Annotated in this window: 15 protein-coding genes; 8 read left to right on the forward strand and 7 right to left on the reverse strand. The window is 41.8% G+C overall.

Features of this window, described 5'->3' with window-relative positions:
• Positions 1 to 30 precede the first annotated feature (30 nt).
• The 8 genes from RMO68_RS10030 (at position 31) to motB (ending at position 6,892) form a co-directional block, all read left to right on the forward strand.
• On the forward strand, positions 31 to 501 hold the full coding sequence (locus RMO68_RS10030) for an RNA pyrophosphohydrolase (protein ID WP_310440615.1): 471 nt from the start codon (positions 31 to 33) through the stop codon (positions 499 to 501).
• A complete protein-coding gene (locus RMO68_RS10035) occupies positions 501 to 1,712 on the forward strand; it encodes an aspartate kinase (RefSeq protein ID WP_310440616.1) in 1,212 nt (403 codons plus the stop codon). Before RMO68_RS10030 ends, RMO68_RS10035 begins: the two co-directional genes overlap by 1 nt.
• A 53-nt stretch (positions 1,713 to 1,765) precedes the next feature.
• Positions 1,766 to 2,260, forward strand: a complete 495-nt coding sequence (locus RMO68_RS10040) for a HobA family DNA replication regulator (protein WP_310440617.1) — start codon at positions 1,766 to 1,768, stop codon at positions 2,258 to 2,260.
• Entirely contained in the window at positions 2,247 to 2,870 is a 624-nt protein-coding gene (locus tag RMO68_RS10045) for a DNA polymerase III subunit delta' (RefSeq protein ID WP_310440618.1), read from the forward strand. The genes RMO68_RS10040 and RMO68_RS10045 overlap by 14 nt, the downstream gene beginning before the upstream one ends.
• Positions 2,860 to 3,999: a dihydropteroate synthase gene (gene folP, locus RMO68_RS10050; RefSeq protein ID WP_310440619.1), complete on the forward strand. Its 1,140-nt coding sequence runs from the start codon at positions 2,860 to 2,862 to the stop codon at positions 3,997 to 3,999. Before RMO68_RS10045 ends, folP begins: the two co-directional genes overlap by 11 nt.
• A gap of 2 nt (positions 4,000 to 4,001) precedes the next feature.
• Positions 4,002 to 5,153 (forward strand): cation:proton antiporter, encoded by a 1,152-nt coding sequence (locus tag RMO68_RS10055; RefSeq protein WP_310440620.1) that lies wholly within the window; start codon positions 4,002 to 4,004, stop codon positions 5,151 to 5,153.
• Positions 5,154 to 5,256: 103 nt separating this feature from the next.
• Positions 5,257 to 6,030 (forward strand): flagellar motor stator protein MotA, encoded by a 774-nt coding sequence (gene motA, locus RMO68_RS10060; protein WP_310440621.1) that lies wholly within the window; start codon positions 5,257 to 5,259, stop codon positions 6,028 to 6,030.
• Between the two features lie 10 nt (positions 6,031 to 6,040).
• Positions 6,041 to 6,892 (forward strand): flagellar motor protein MotB, encoded by an 852-nt coding sequence (motB, locus tag RMO68_RS10065; protein WP_310440622.1) that lies wholly within the window; start codon positions 6,041 to 6,043, stop codon positions 6,890 to 6,892.
• A 140-nt stretch (positions 6,893 to 7,032) separates the two neighbouring features.
• Here the strand turns inward: motB and RMO68_RS10070 are convergent, their stop codons facing one another.
• The 7 genes from RMO68_RS10070 to RMO68_RS10100 form a co-directional block, all read right to left on the reverse strand.
• Positions 7,033 to 8,514 carry an anion permease gene (locus tag RMO68_RS10070; RefSeq protein WP_310440623.1) on the reverse strand — a complete coding sequence of 494 codons (1,482 nt, stop codon included), beginning with the start codon at positions 8,512 to 8,514 and terminating at the stop codon, positions 7,033 to 7,035.
• A gap of 135 nt (positions 8,515 to 8,649) precedes the next feature.
• Complete coding sequence (locus RMO68_RS10075; protein WP_310440624.1) at positions 8,650 to 9,183, reverse strand: peptidylprolyl isomerase; 534 nt, start codon at positions 9,181 to 9,183, stop codon at positions 8,650 to 8,652.
• The gene (msrB, locus tag RMO68_RS10080; protein WP_310440625.1) at positions 9,183 to 9,587 is read right to left on the reverse strand and encodes a peptide-methionine (R)-S-oxide reductase MsrB; all 405 of its coding nucleotides are present in this window, start codon (positions 9,585 to 9,587) and stop codon (positions 9,183 to 9,185) included. Before msrB ends, RMO68_RS10075 begins: the two co-directional genes overlap by 1 nt.
• Positions 9,580 to 11,040, reverse strand: a complete 1,461-nt coding sequence (locus tag RMO68_RS10085) for a hypothetical protein (protein WP_310440626.1) — start codon at positions 11,038 to 11,040, stop codon at positions 9,580 to 9,582. The genes msrB and RMO68_RS10085 overlap by 8 nt, the downstream gene beginning before the upstream one ends.
• A gap of 134 nt (positions 11,041 to 11,174) precedes the next feature.
• Complete coding sequence (locus RMO68_RS10090; RefSeq protein WP_013459477.1) at positions 11,175 to 11,459, reverse strand: HU family DNA-binding protein; 285 nt, start codon at positions 11,457 to 11,459, stop codon at positions 11,175 to 11,177.
• A 347-nt stretch (positions 11,460 to 11,806) separates the two neighbouring features.
• Positions 11,807 to 12,052, reverse strand: coding sequence for a helix-turn-helix transcriptional regulator (locus RMO68_RS10095; RefSeq protein ID WP_310440627.1), 246 nt, complete (start codon positions 12,050 to 12,052; stop codon positions 11,807 to 11,809).
• Between the two features lie 321 nt (positions 12,053 to 12,373).
• Positions 12,374 to 13,033, reverse strand: coding sequence for a hypothetical protein (locus tag RMO68_RS10100; RefSeq protein ID WP_310440628.1), 660 nt, complete (start codon positions 13,031 to 13,033; stop codon positions 12,374 to 12,376).
• Positions 13,034 to 13,098 lie beyond the last annotated feature (65 nt).

Consider the following 13,098-nt stretch of genomic DNA (forward strand, 5'->3'; position numbering starts at 1 on the left):
ACCGCTCCAAAATAGACTTAAAGATGGTGAATGACCGAAAAAAAGTTCTACCGACCGAATGTGGCGGCGATTATTGTCTCTCATGAGTATCCTGAGACCAAAGATATCTTTATCGCCGAACGTAGTGATTTGGAGGGAGTATGGCAATTTCCTCAAGGGGGAATTGACGAAGGCGAATCGGCAGAAGAGGCACTTTTTAGAGAACTCGGTGAAGAGATTGGAACCAACAAGGTAGAGATCATCGCTGAGTATCCTGATTGGATTGCGTACGATTTTCCTTCCCATGTTGCTCTCAAAATGGCTCCCTACGCCGGACAGAAACAACGTTATTATTTAGTACGTTTGAAAAAGGGGGCTAAAATCGATTTGGATACCAAGCACCCTGAATTCAAAGCGTATAAATTTGTCAATATTGATGAGCTGTTGAGTCATGTCGCTCATTTCAAAAAACCGGTTTACGAACGTGTTATTTCCCATTTTAGAACCAAGGGGTATCTGTAATGCTAATTGTCCAAAAATTTGGCGGAACCAGTGTCGGCGATTTGGAACGGATCCAAAACGTTGCTGCGCGTGTCTCGCAAACTCTTAAAGAGGGTCATCAAGTTGTCGTCGTCGTATCGGCGATGAGCGGTGAGACCAATAAGTTAATCGCTTTTGCGGAACATTACACTTCTACCCCTGAGCGAAGTGAAGTTGATATGCTTCTGAGTTCGGGGGAGCGGGTAACGGCAGCACTTCTTTCTATCGCCTTGAATGCGATGGGGCACAGTGCTACGTCGATGAGCGGCCGCCGTGCGGGAATCGTAACCGATAGTATTCATACCAAAGCACGTATTGAGAGCATTGACCCAAGTGTGATGCATGCAGAACTTGCCGCAGGAAAAGTGGTAGTGGTTGCAGGGTTCCAAGGGGTGAGTGAAAGCGGTCAAGTAACCACACTCGGACGTGGGGGATCGGATCTCTCTGCTGTTGCCGTTGCGGGAGCGCTGAGAGCGGATTTATGTGAAATTTATACGGATGTAGACGGTATTTATACAACCGACCCGAGAATTGAGCCACGCGCTAAAAAAATGGATAAGATCAGCTACGATGAGATGCTTGAACTTGCATCCCTCGGAGCCAAAGTACTCCAAAACCGCTCTGTTGAGCTTGCTAAAAAATTAAACGTTAACCTTGTAACCCGTTCTAGCTTTAGCGATGCGGAAGGGACACTTATCACAAAGGAAGAGAATATTATGGAACAACCACTTGTCAGCGGAATCGCACTCGATAAAAACCAAGCACGTGTATCACTCAGCGGAGTGATTGATCGTCCAGGGATTGCTTCGGATATTTTTACCCGTTTGGCGGACAACAGTGTTAACATTGATATGATTATCCAAACTTCAGGGCATGATGGTAAAACCAATCTCGATTTCACCGTCCCTAAGACGGAATTGATTGATGCGAAGAGAGTGGTTGAAACTTTTATTGCGGATGATGAGATCTCGGAAGCGTCTTATGATGAAAACATTTGTAAAGTCTCTATCGTCGGTGTCGGAATGAAATCGCATACGGGTGTTGCCGCAAAAGCATTTCAAACGATGGCGGCAGAGAATATTAATATCATGATGATCTCTACTTCCGAGATAAAAGTATCGATGGTTATCGATGAAAAATACGCGGAACTTTCCGTTCGTTCACTCCACAGTGCGTATGAGTTGGACAAATAGTGCGTCAATTTGATCAATGGACATTAGAGTCGATCCGCTCCGAGGGAGCGTCGATGAGTTGGTTTGAGGAACAACGTTTTGAGTGGACCCCTGCAATTGCTAATGCCATGGATCAGGTTATGGGAGGAAAAAGTCTTGTACTTATTACCGATCATGATCGTAAATGGTTTGCCCATTATATTACGTCATCTCTCAATAAACGGACTCAAGATCGTCCGATGATTCCTATCGTTTGTATCGACTCTCTTTATCCCCACTATGATCATATTAGTGGCGGAGAGGCAATTGATATGATTAGCGATATGCTTGATATCGCTTTTAAAGGGGAATATTTCTTTTGGTACGTTGGACGCGGGGATGATCGCCGTGCTGATATTGCCAAACGCAATGCAAACTCTTTGTTATGGATTATGGATGAACGGTTTCAAAATGCTTTGGTACTTCGTTCACACGATCCGTTAATCGATGTAAAATTGCTTCAGCTTTACCGTTTATTCGACAAAACTCTCAGTGCCGTTTTATTTGGGGAGATCAATGTTCGCGAATGAACGGGGCGGAATTCTCATTACGGCCCAAATGGAAGAACGCGCACGAGAGATTGAAGAGTCTCGTCGTCCTCTGCGGTGTGTTACCTTTATGCGGGACGATTTTAAAATCGAAGACGCCAAAGAGGTAATTTCGGAAGCTTATAAAAGCGAAGAGAATACAAAAACATTGATTCTCGGAGCTAAAAGTTTCACGGTTCCGGCACAAAATGCCCTTCTTAAAATCCTCGAAGAGCCTCCTCGAAATATCATTTTTATTCTGCTCGCTCCGAATAAAAGTACTTTTCTTCCGACGGTACGTTCTCGCTTAAGCCTCTCCCAAGAACATCATCCCCACATACATGAATCACTATCTATAGCTCTCAAAAATCTTGACCTTTCAGGATTATTCGCTTTTGTAAAAGAGCATGACCGATTGAAGAAACATGACGCTAAAGAGCTAATAGAGCGATTGATGTATCAGGCAATCCATGTTGAAAAACTTTCTCTCTCAACACAGCAACTTGATGGTTTTGACAAAGCACTTCGGCTGATTGAGTTGAACAGTCGTTTTCAGAGTGTGTTGGTGATTGTTTTGATGAATTTTATCAAAGAGGTCAAACGTGGTCGTTGAAAAACTCTCCAATAGTATTGATATGCGCCGTGAACTCAAACGTATCGGTGTAGACGGAGGCGGTGTTTCGATCTTGGAGGATAAAGGGCACATACATGTGATACGTATCCGTGAACTGCATGTCGGAGGGGCTAATATTCTTAAACAAGATGCCCTTAGTATCGGTGCCGATTTAGCGGTTCCTCGAGGGACGGTTACCGCATCTACTCCTCACGTTGATGTGGTGTTAATCGCTACGGAGCGTCAATTACAGCAACTGGTTAAAAAAGAGAAAGCACAACCTTTTGGGCTGAAACAGCTTTCCGAGGAGCTGGAAAGTTTTTGTCATTTGAAACGGGATGATTCGATCACGATTATGGGGATTTTGAATGCGAATGAGGATAGTTTTTACCATGGCAGCCGTTTTCAAGGGAGCAAAGCGATAGAGCGGATCGAGACGATGATCGAAGAGGGTGCCGATATGATTGATCTCGGCGGTGTATCGAGCCGTCCGGGTTCGATAGCGGTGAGTGCGGAGGAAGAACTCTCCCGTGTGGCTCCAATCATTGATGCTCTGTACGAGCAAAAATTCTATGAAAAAACACGCCTTAGTCTCGACAGCTACGAACCTCTCGTTATCCACTATGCACTGGAGAGAGGATTTCATATTATCAACGATATTACAGGATTAGCCAATGATGAGGTGGCACGTCTTTGTGGCAGTTACGGTGCTACCGCTATCATTATGCATATGCAAGGGAACCCAAAAAGTATGCAGGAAAATCCCTCCTACTCTTCGGTTATCAGCGATGTAGAGGATTTTTTTCGTGAGCGTATCGAAAAAGGGGACGCTTTTGGTATCAAAGATATGATTCTCGACTGCGGGATCGGTTTCGGGAAGCGTACGGAAGATAATTGTACTCTAATTACCCATCAAAGCCATTTTTTGCGTTTAGGGAAAAAACTTTTAGTGGGCGCAAGCCGTAAATCGATGATCGATGCTATTTCCCCATCAAAAAGTGACGAGCGTTTGGCAGGAAGTATCGCCATTCATCTCAAAGCGATCGAAGAGGGTGCCACAATTTTGCGCGTGCATGATGTAAAAGAGCATGTGCAAGCGATTAATGTTTGGAAAGCGCTGAGAGGATAAGGATGAGCAATACCGTTGTTATTATTACTTTATCTCTTTTGGTTTTGCTCTCACCATTCTTGTCACGTGTCACTAAAATACCGGTAGTCGTGATTGAAATTTTGCTCGGAAGTTTAGCTGGATATTTCGGCTTTCTGGTTGAAAATGAACTCTTTAAAATAATTGCAAAAGTAGGATTCTTATACCTGATGTTTTTGGCAGGCATGGAGGTTAATCTGAAAGCCTTCGGTTTTGAGAAATCTTCCCTTTTGCGCCGTACAATTATCTATTTTCTTATGTTATACGGGTGTTCTCTTGGACTCTTTTTGTATCTTGATCTAAGTGCTGTTTATTTGGTAGCCTTTCCGATTTTTTCACTCGGTATGCTGATGGCATTGGTCAAGGAATACGGTAAAGATAAACCGTGGTTAGCATTAGCACTCAATATAGGGATTATAGGTGAATTGGTCAGTATTATGGCACTAACCATTCTAAGTGGGGGGTTGGAATATGGGTATAACCGCGAGTTTGCTTTTACTCTGGGAGGACTCTTTTTATTTTTGATCGCTTTTGTCCTCTTTTTTCGCGGAATCAGAATCTTATTTTGGTGGTATCCTGGACTGAAGACCCTTATTATGCCTCATGATGACGGGAAAGATCAAGATATCCGTTTCTCAATGGCATTGATGTTTATTATGGTCGCCGTAATGCTTTATCTCAAAATCGATGTTGTATTGGGGGCGTTTTTGGCAGGGATGTTTATTGCTACTTACTTTAAACATAAAACAGAGCTTCCTGAAAAACTCTCCTCTTTCGGATTTGGATTTTTAGTCCCTATTTTCTTTATCCATGTCGGTTCGACCCTTGCATTGGATGCGTTTACCGATGTGAAAATCTTAGAACTCGCCCTTTTTATAGCCGGTGCAATAATCGGTATTCGCCTCATCAGTTCACTGGTTGCGTACAGCGGATATTTGGGATTTAAAAACACAATTTTATTTTCCCTGAGTGATTCAATGCCGCTTACGTTTACGGTTGCTATCGCTACTTTAGGGTATCAAGCCAATGCGATTACTCATGATGAGTACTATGCATTTATTGTGGCAAGCATGGGAAGCGGAATTTTTCTGATGGTATTGATTAAAATTTTGTATACTTTTTTTAACAAGAAATAGAGACTTTAGCACTATTTTTTAGTGAAAACAAGGTACAATGAATGCAATAATTACGGGTAAATACAAGGATGTATAATAATTACCCTGAACGAGAAGGAGTCACGTGGATTTAACGGTTATTTTAGGTATGCTGATCGCAGTTGCATCTATTTCGACTGGGGATATTTTAGATGGTGGGAATCCGATCCATATTATCCACTTAGCTTCATTGATCGTTATTTTCCCGACGGCAATGGCAGCCTCAGCAGTTGCTACGGATGGCGAATTCGTAAAAGGTGCTTTTAAAAATCTTGGTCCTATCGTTTTTAAAAAAAGTCCTATTGATTTACATTCAAGAATCAAACAAATTATTGAATTATCCACTATGGCACGACGTGACGGTCTTCTATCCTTGGAACAAAAAGTGGCTCAACTTGATAATGAATTTTTGAAACAGGGACTTAGCATGGCGGTTGACGGCAATGAAGTCGATACCATTGTTGAAACCCTTGAACTCGTAATCGAAGAGACGGAACATTATTATCACGGATGTGGGCATTATTGGCTTCTTGCAGGAGAGACTTCTCCGGTTATGGGTCTTATCGGGGCGGTTTTGGGTCTGATCCTCGCGCTTCAAAAACTTGATAACCCCGCAGAGATGGCACAGGGTATCGCGGGGGCATTTACCGCAACCGTAACAGGTATCTTCTCATCCTACGTCCTTTTAGGGCCGTGGGGAAGAAAAATGATCGCAAAATCACACCATATCGTCAAAGAACAAAAATTAATGTTAGAGGGAATTATCGGGATTGTTCACGGTGATAATCCTCGTACCCTTGAAGCAAAATTATTGAATTTTCTTTCGCCTGCGGAAGAAAAACACAGCCAATTTAACTAATGAGTAACTAATGGCTAAAAAACATAAGTGTAAAAAGTGTCCTGAGTGTGAAGCGGGTGAAAAATGGGCGGTTCCTACCGCCGACTTTTTTAGTCTTCTCCTTGCCCTTTTTATTGCACTTTTTGCTATTGCTTCGGTTAATACCGAAAAAATTAGAGCAGTCAAAGAAGAGTTTGTAAAAATCTATGATTATGCTCCGGTCCCTGAATCGGTTACTCCGGTTATGAATATGGTGACTGAGAGTGAGCCGACACCGGATGCGACGGCGAATCCTGCCGGAGCAGCTCCTGTCGCGGACGGAGGCTCTATGTTGGTAGGTTCACCACCGGTTCCGGACAGTCAAGTTGTATCCGAAGCAATTCAAAAAATTCAACAGGATCTTAAAAGCGCATCTATGGGTGCCGGACCGTTAGATCAAAGTATGGATGGAGTTTTATTAAAACTTCCTACCTCTATCCCTTTTAAAGGGGCAAATGCGACAATAGACAATGAAGAGATCCATTTGTTCCTTAGACGCATTGCTGACATTATTAATACGCTTCCTCCGAGCGTTGATATCTCGGTTCGCGGTTATACCGATAACTCACCGCTTCCTAGAGGTGCAGCTTATGCCGATAACATTGAATTATCAAGCCGAAGAGCCGATACGGTGATGCGAGAATTAATTCGTAACGGTGTCGCACCTGAGCGTCTCTCGACTGCAGGATTCGGATCGGCTAAGCCGGTTGCTGAAAATACGAGTGAAACGAATCGGGCTAAGAACAGAAGGGTAGAATTTTATATGTATGTTTCGAATGATGCGCCGCTTGATCAAGCAAAACAAAATAATATTTTAGATGCCCTAAGTAAACTTCAAAAATAATCCTCGTAACTTTCCCCTCAATACCTTTTTACAATTCCTCTTTTATAGAGGAAGCTCAATGAATAAAGAGGATAATTATTATAATTTTAGAGAGGAAAAAGAGGGGTTGAAGTGATTTTTGAGTGGATAAGGTATTTGGCTTAGTAGCCAAATACTATTTTAAGAGCAAAGAAGAAGAGGGCTGCCATACCTGCGGCTGCAGGCAAGGTAATAATCCAAGCCATGGCGATCGGCTTCATCAATTTCCAGTTTGCGTCGCGGTTTAGGACTCCGATACCGATGATAGCACCGACGAGGATGTGGGTTGAGGAAACAGGGATACCCAATACGGTTGCAAACAAAATGACCAATGTAGCCCCGAGCTCTGCAGCAAATCCCGTTATCGGGAAAATCTCGGTGATACGACTTCCAACGGTTTGGATGACCTCTTTTCCGATAAACCACAATCCGGCTACAAGAGCAATACCGAAAGTTGCCATAGCAATTACGGGAACAGGTGATTCGGCATTAATATTGCCTGTCGCTAAAATATCGATAATTGCAGCAAAGGGTCCGATAGCGTTTGCAATATCATTGGCTCCGTGACTAAACGCAAAAGAGGATGCGGTGAGGACTTGCAGCATACTAAAGACGCGCATGGTTGCTTTATGCGGAGTATCTTTGTGCATGACTTTAATAATTGCATAAACAACCCCGTACATAAGGGTAGAAAGAACAGCTAGTAACATGTAGATTTGGGCATCATTAAGACCTAAATTAGCATGTTTAAGCCCTTTGAACAAGAGCATTCCTGCTATCATTGCCGTTCCAAATGCCGCAACAATCGGAGCATGGGTACGAAGGGCATAAAAAGCGTTTTGCTTTTTCTTAAGACGATTGAGCTCATGCATTTGCTCTTCAAAACGTCCTTGTTCTTCAGCGGTTGCTGTTGCTTCGTTGTAGGAAGCTTTCAGCGCAGATACTTGTTCTTTGATTTCAACGATATGTGCTTCAACTGTATCATTGTAATCGAGGATGTATTTTTTTAAATACCAATAAATACCGTATGATGCCATCCCACCTAAAACAGGAGAAATAACCCAGCTAATAGCGATTTTACCCACTTGATCCCAGTGGACTAAACCGAATACCGATTCTCCTACTTCCATTGTCGCGTATCCAAGCGCGATGGAGCCCCCCAGGATTCCTCCAATAATAGCATGCGTTGTCGAGACGGGGTAGCCTTTAAAGGTAGCGTACAAGAGCCATGTTCCCGCTGAGAGGAGGGAGCCCATCATAACGAAAACGAGCAGCATAGGATCAAAATTCATGGCGGAAATATCGACAATCCCTTTTCGGATAGTATTGGTGACTTCAGCCCCGGCGAGCATAGCTCCGCCGAGTTCGAAAATAGCCGCAATCATGAGGGCTTGTTTAACGGTGAGGGTTTTTGCACCGACACTGGTACCGAATGAGTTAGCAACGTCGTTACCGCCGATATTGAAAGCCATGAAGATCCCGAAAAGGGTAGCCAAAACAAAAAGAGTATAGTTATTTTCGAGATAGTTAAATCCCCAGACCATGAAAATTGCGGTCATAAGAACAAAGATACCACCGAAAAAGAGGTTGTCGCGAGAAAACATGAATGCTCCATGCATTAAGATTGTAAACGAGGGACGGAATATTATTACGAAACCATTACAATAAGGTTACGAAATGATTACAAATTATGCCCGTTTGTCTCTTTGAGAAGACTTTGACGGGCAATACAGATGCGATTAGGGGAGTAAGGTAGCTTTAATAATTTTTTGAGTTTGAAGAGGTTTGTCACCGCTGCGTTGACCGTTGGTTTGAACATTGTTGAGTTTACCGAGTGTGTCCATACCCGCGATGACTCGACCAAAAATGGTATGATAGCCGTTTAACCACGGAGTCGGTGCAGTCGTAAGAAAAAATTGGCTCCCGTTGGTACGCGGTCCGGCATTTGCCATGGCTAAAATACCGGCTTTATCAAACACAACACCGGATTTGAATTCATCCTTAAAAGGTTTTTTCCAAATGGATTCTCCCCCTGCGCCGGTGCCGGTCGGATCACCCCCTTGAACCATAAAGTTTTTAATGATACGGTGAAAGGTTAATCCGTTGTAATAACCGTTTTTGACATGGGTAGTAAAGTTTTCTACCGCCATCGGAGCGACATCTTCATACAGTTCCAAGGTAATATTCCCTTGAGTGGTTTCGAGAAGAACTTTTGGGTGTGAAGCGGCAAACGAGAACGTGGCCGCCAACAATAAGCTAAGTAATAATCGCATTAAGACTCCTGTGAACGTGGTATAAAGTTAAGACAAACCGAATTCATACAATAACGTAGTCCGGTCGGTTTAGGACCGTCTGGGAAAACATGACCCAAATGGGCATCGCAAGTCGCACATAGGACTTCGACACGGATCATACCGTGGCTGATGTCTTTTTTTTCTTCGAGTACATCGGGGGCAAGAGGCTGATAAAAGCTCGGCCATCCGGTACCCGAATCAAATTTGGCAGTGGAATCAAACAGCGGTGATTCGCAGCAGACACATCGGTAGATACCATCTCCTTTAAAGGATGCGTATTCTCCGCTAAACGCTCTTTCCGTCCCATGTTGACGAGCAACATGATAAGCCTCGTCTGAGAGCAGACGTTGCCACTCTGCATCGCTTTTTACTATTTTAGTCATTGTGCTCTCCCATCGGGTTTGAAAAAGAGATTATAGTCGCACTTTCTGATGCACGGCTTAGCAGATAGGTGTAATTTTGTTCTTCTTCCGATCCGATAATATAAATATGGGGGAGATGAAGTCCATACGTATTTTCGGGGAGACTCAGGATGAGGTTATCAAGACTCCTGTATTGTAAGCTAAATTCAGAGGTAAGAATATGTGAATTTCGATGTAAAGCTTCCTCTATAGCCTTTTTGTACACTTCTAATTGATGAGCACGTGGGAGGATGACCATGATGGTTTCCGCAGAGGTAGATTGTAAATGGAGACTTAGTTCCGATAGTAATGTTGAAAGAACTTTTTCAGCGGAGGATGAAATTCTTTTGCAGGGTATTTTTTTTTGATACTGATTATGTAAAATAACCGCTGAATGGGCTAGCGGACTCTTTTCGCTCTGTGCAGACAAGAGGAGCCAGCGCTTTTGTCGATGTTCTATGAGTCTCTCAATCAATAGATTATCCATGATATGAGAATCATCACAGATAATAATCGAAGCATTTTGAAAATCATCTAACTCTTCAATCCTTTCTAATGCTTCCGGTGTATAAAAACTAAGTGATGGGAGGTTGATGTTGAGTATCGCGTATTCGACCAATGCAATGAGTTCGTGACGTAGAATTTCACCCCCGATGAGGGTTGGAGTAATAATTAAAATTTTTTCTTCGGAATTTTTGAGCAGTAAAAGGAGTATTTTACGAACTAACAGGGTACTTTTACCGCTGTTATACTCACCCAAAAGTGTTGTTACCGTATCGGTGTAATCGGTATCCAGAAAGAGCTGTTGCTCTTGTGAGAGAAAAGCACCGTAGGGTTGTTCTTTTGTAGGGAGAAGCAAAGTATGTGATTGAAGTGAACCCATTACTTTTAGGGTGGCATACGGTTCGTTTCGTTGTGTTATTAGAGCAGTGAGCTTCTGATACATCGATTCTTTGGATGTATTAGAAAATATGAGTCGCTCTTTGGGAAGAAGTTCATGAAAAGAGGAGTCTAACGTATCGAAATCTTCTTCTTTGAGTGAAGGCATCCAAATAAATCGTTCGATAGGGGTTGAGTCAAAAGAGAGTATTGCTTCAAGTTTATTATGTAAGAGTGTTTCAGTAGTGTCTAAATGGGTAGAAGATCTCTTTTTCCCCTTGTTCGAGGCACGCTCAATTTTTGCTCCGTTTAGCGTTGCTAAATCCCAGAATATTTTTTCTCCGAAATAAATTCCTCTATCGGGTATAAACACTAAAAGATCGATCTGAGTCGCGGTGTCTTGGTAAAATAAATCAAAATTTTTATAAAAGAGTCCATCGGCTTCTTCTGCTATTTCTTGAAAAAAGGTGAGTTGGAGTGCAGGAGATTCTTGTTGTAGTGTATCATCCGTTAGCGATTTTTTTTGGAGAAAACGGGTTAAAAAGGAGAAAAACACCTATACCTTCTTTAACGTGTAGCTTTAAAATAACAATTATAACTGATTTTAAAGATAAATAAACACAAGAATTAGGAGAGCAAAGCAGTAAAATAAGCCGAAGGCAAAAGCGCTTCGGCATTATTAAGGGGTGATTATTTTCCGGCTTCTACGCTGTCTTTAAGACTTTTGCCCGGTTTGAATTTAGGAACCATTTTATCTTTGGTGCTGTAAGTTTTGCTCGTACCAGGAACTTTACCGCTTTTCCCTTTTTGGAGAGTAGACGTAAAGCTTCCGAATCCTACTAAAGAAACCTCTTCTTTTGCAACGAGTGCTGCAGTTACCGCTTCAGTAAAAGCTTTAATAGCTGTTTCAGCTTCAACTTTAGTTTTGTAACTACCGCTTTTTTGAACCAATTCTACGAATTGTGCTTTATTCATTTATTGCCCTTAATTTAGATATGCGAATAACACAGAAGCCTCCGCCACACACGTGCAGAGAGAGGGAAAAGTGTTTTAGCCGCGAATACTTTAATATCTCTTACCTTAAAATTTTCTTCTTTTTTGTATTTTATTGAATAGTTTTGTGATTTTGTGGTTTTTTAGGCTATTTTTTAGCCATTTTTTTGAACTTTGAGTCAATGTGAGCGGGGATACCAATTTTTTAGTATTAAAATCAAGGGTGAAGCTTCTGCTCCAAAGTGACCACTTTTGGACAAAATTTTCCGATGAAGAGATCGATAAAAATACTTCTTCCAACCCGATACGTTCTTGTTCACTCAAACTGCTCATGATTTGTTTCCTAACTTATTGATTTTTCGTACTACACGAATGATTTCATCATCCTCAAGCATCCCAAGCATTTCAAGTACGGCTTTGGCGGCTTGCGGTTTGGCGTTTCCCAGTCGCCAGTCTTGATACGTTCGCATAGAAATTCCCAGCTCTGAAGCCATATCTTTTTGGGAAATCTTCTTACCGTTACGCCCAGCCTCAACGGCATTGTGAAGAAGATTAAAAAGATCACTCATTTCCATCGCTCCATTGTAATATCCTTTTCTTAAAATAAACATTAAAACGTATAAAATATAATTAAAATATCGTATAAATAATCACTATGTGTATATAAACTACACAAAAACATGTATAGCATAAACTATACCAACATTTTAAATCATTAATATGTATTAAATATACGATAAACCGTATGTTTAAATACCTGTTGAATGGCAATGAGTGAAAAGAAAAAGGTTATGAGGGGCAATAAGTGAAGATACGATTTAAAAATGGGTATTAAAAAAGTAAAAGAGAAGGGAAAAGTGTGTGGGAAACGTTAGAAAGGGAAGGGAAAATATCCCTTAGGAGAGAAAGTCGGTATAGTCGTATTTGGAAAGATCGACGTAGAATTCACCCTCTTTTTGGATAATACGGACATCACTTCCGTAGGAGAGTTCAAAGCGACGTTTTATCGCTTTGCGCTCTTCTGAACCCATACCGATAAATTTAAGATATCGTTTAAGCTCAATAATCCCACTTGAAAGTGAGGATGCGATTGGCGGGGTAGAGGTGATATCAACATCCTGTACACTGTTGTCCCGTGAGAGGAGGAGTTTTGTATTAATGACTTCCAAAAGATTCTTAAGTTGTTCATCTTTAGCGGTATAAATCTCTTCGATCCGTTCACGTTCGGCAATCAGCATCTGCTCTTTATCATTGACAAGACGATCAATTTTAGATTCGAGCTCTTTGATTTTGAGTTTTAGTTGCTGATTCTCTTTTTGGTAGAGAGCGATAATCATGCCGACCGTTGTTTTTTGAGGAGCGGGCATAGAGGGGACAGATTTAATGTTCTGTGCAAGCTCTTGACGTTTTTCTTCATTCAAAGAACTTCTAGGGACAATAATATAGGTAATGCCCCCTTCAATAATATAGTTAAGACGTTTGGTCCGAAGTTTGTTTTGGATCATCTCTTTGGACATTTTAAAAGTTTTGGCATATTCATCAACCGTAAAACGCATACATCCTCCTTAAGGATATGGTAGATGTTATATTACCCAAAAAAGTGGCGCAACGTTTAATCTAT

Source organism: Sulfuricurvum sp., assembly GCF_031427015.1.
Lineage (GTDB): Bacteria > Campylobacterota > Campylobacteria > Campylobacterales > Sulfurimonadaceae > Sulfuricurvum.

Excerpts from the sequence above, each read along its gene's own strand:
- motB (WP_310440622.1), top strand. The coding sequence starts at position 6,041 with ATGGCTAAAAAACATAAGTGTAAAAAGTGTCCTGAGTGTGAAGCGGGT.
- RMO68_RS10045 (WP_310440618.1), top strand. The coding sequence starts at position 2,247 with ATGTTCGCGAATGAACGGGGCGGAATTCTCATTACGGCCCAAATGGAA.
- RMO68_RS10035 (WP_310440616.1), top strand. The coding sequence starts at position 501 with ATGCTAATTGTCCAAAAATTTGGCGGAACCAGTGTCGGCGATTTGGAA.
- RMO68_RS10040 (WP_310440617.1), top strand. The coding sequence starts at position 1,766 with ATGAGTTGGTTTGAGGAACAACGTTTTGAGTGGACCCCTGCAATTGCT.
- msrB (WP_310440625.1), bottom strand. The coding sequence starts at position 9,587 with ATGACTAAAATAGTAAAAAGCGATGCAGAGTGGCAACGTCTGCTCTCA.
- RMO68_RS10030 (WP_310440615.1), top strand. The coding sequence starts at position 31 with ATGACCGAAAAAAAGTTCTACCGACCGAATGTGGCGGCGATTATTGTC.
- RMO68_RS10055 (WP_310440620.1), top strand. The coding sequence starts at position 4,002 with ATGAGCAATACCGTTGTTATTATTACTTTATCTCTTTTGGTTTTGCTC.
- RMO68_RS10095 (WP_310440627.1), bottom strand. The coding sequence starts at position 12,052 with ATGGAAATGAGTGATCTTTTTAATCTTCTTCACAATGCCGTTGAGGCT.
- RMO68_RS10100 (WP_310440628.1), bottom strand. The coding sequence starts at position 13,033 with ATGCGTTTTACGGTTGATGAATATGCCAAAACTTTTAAAATGTCCAAA.
- RMO68_RS10090 (WP_013459477.1), bottom strand. The coding sequence starts at position 11,459 with ATGAATAAAGCACAATTCGTAGAATTGGTTCAAAAAAGCGGTAGTTAC.
- RMO68_RS10075 (WP_310440624.1), bottom strand. The coding sequence starts at position 9,183 with ATGCGATTATTACTTAGCTTATTGTTGGCGGCCACGTTCTCGTTTGCC.
- RMO68_RS10070 (WP_310440623.1), bottom strand. The coding sequence starts at position 8,514 with ATGTTTTCTCGCGACAACCTCTTTTTCGGTGGTATCTTTGTTCTTATG.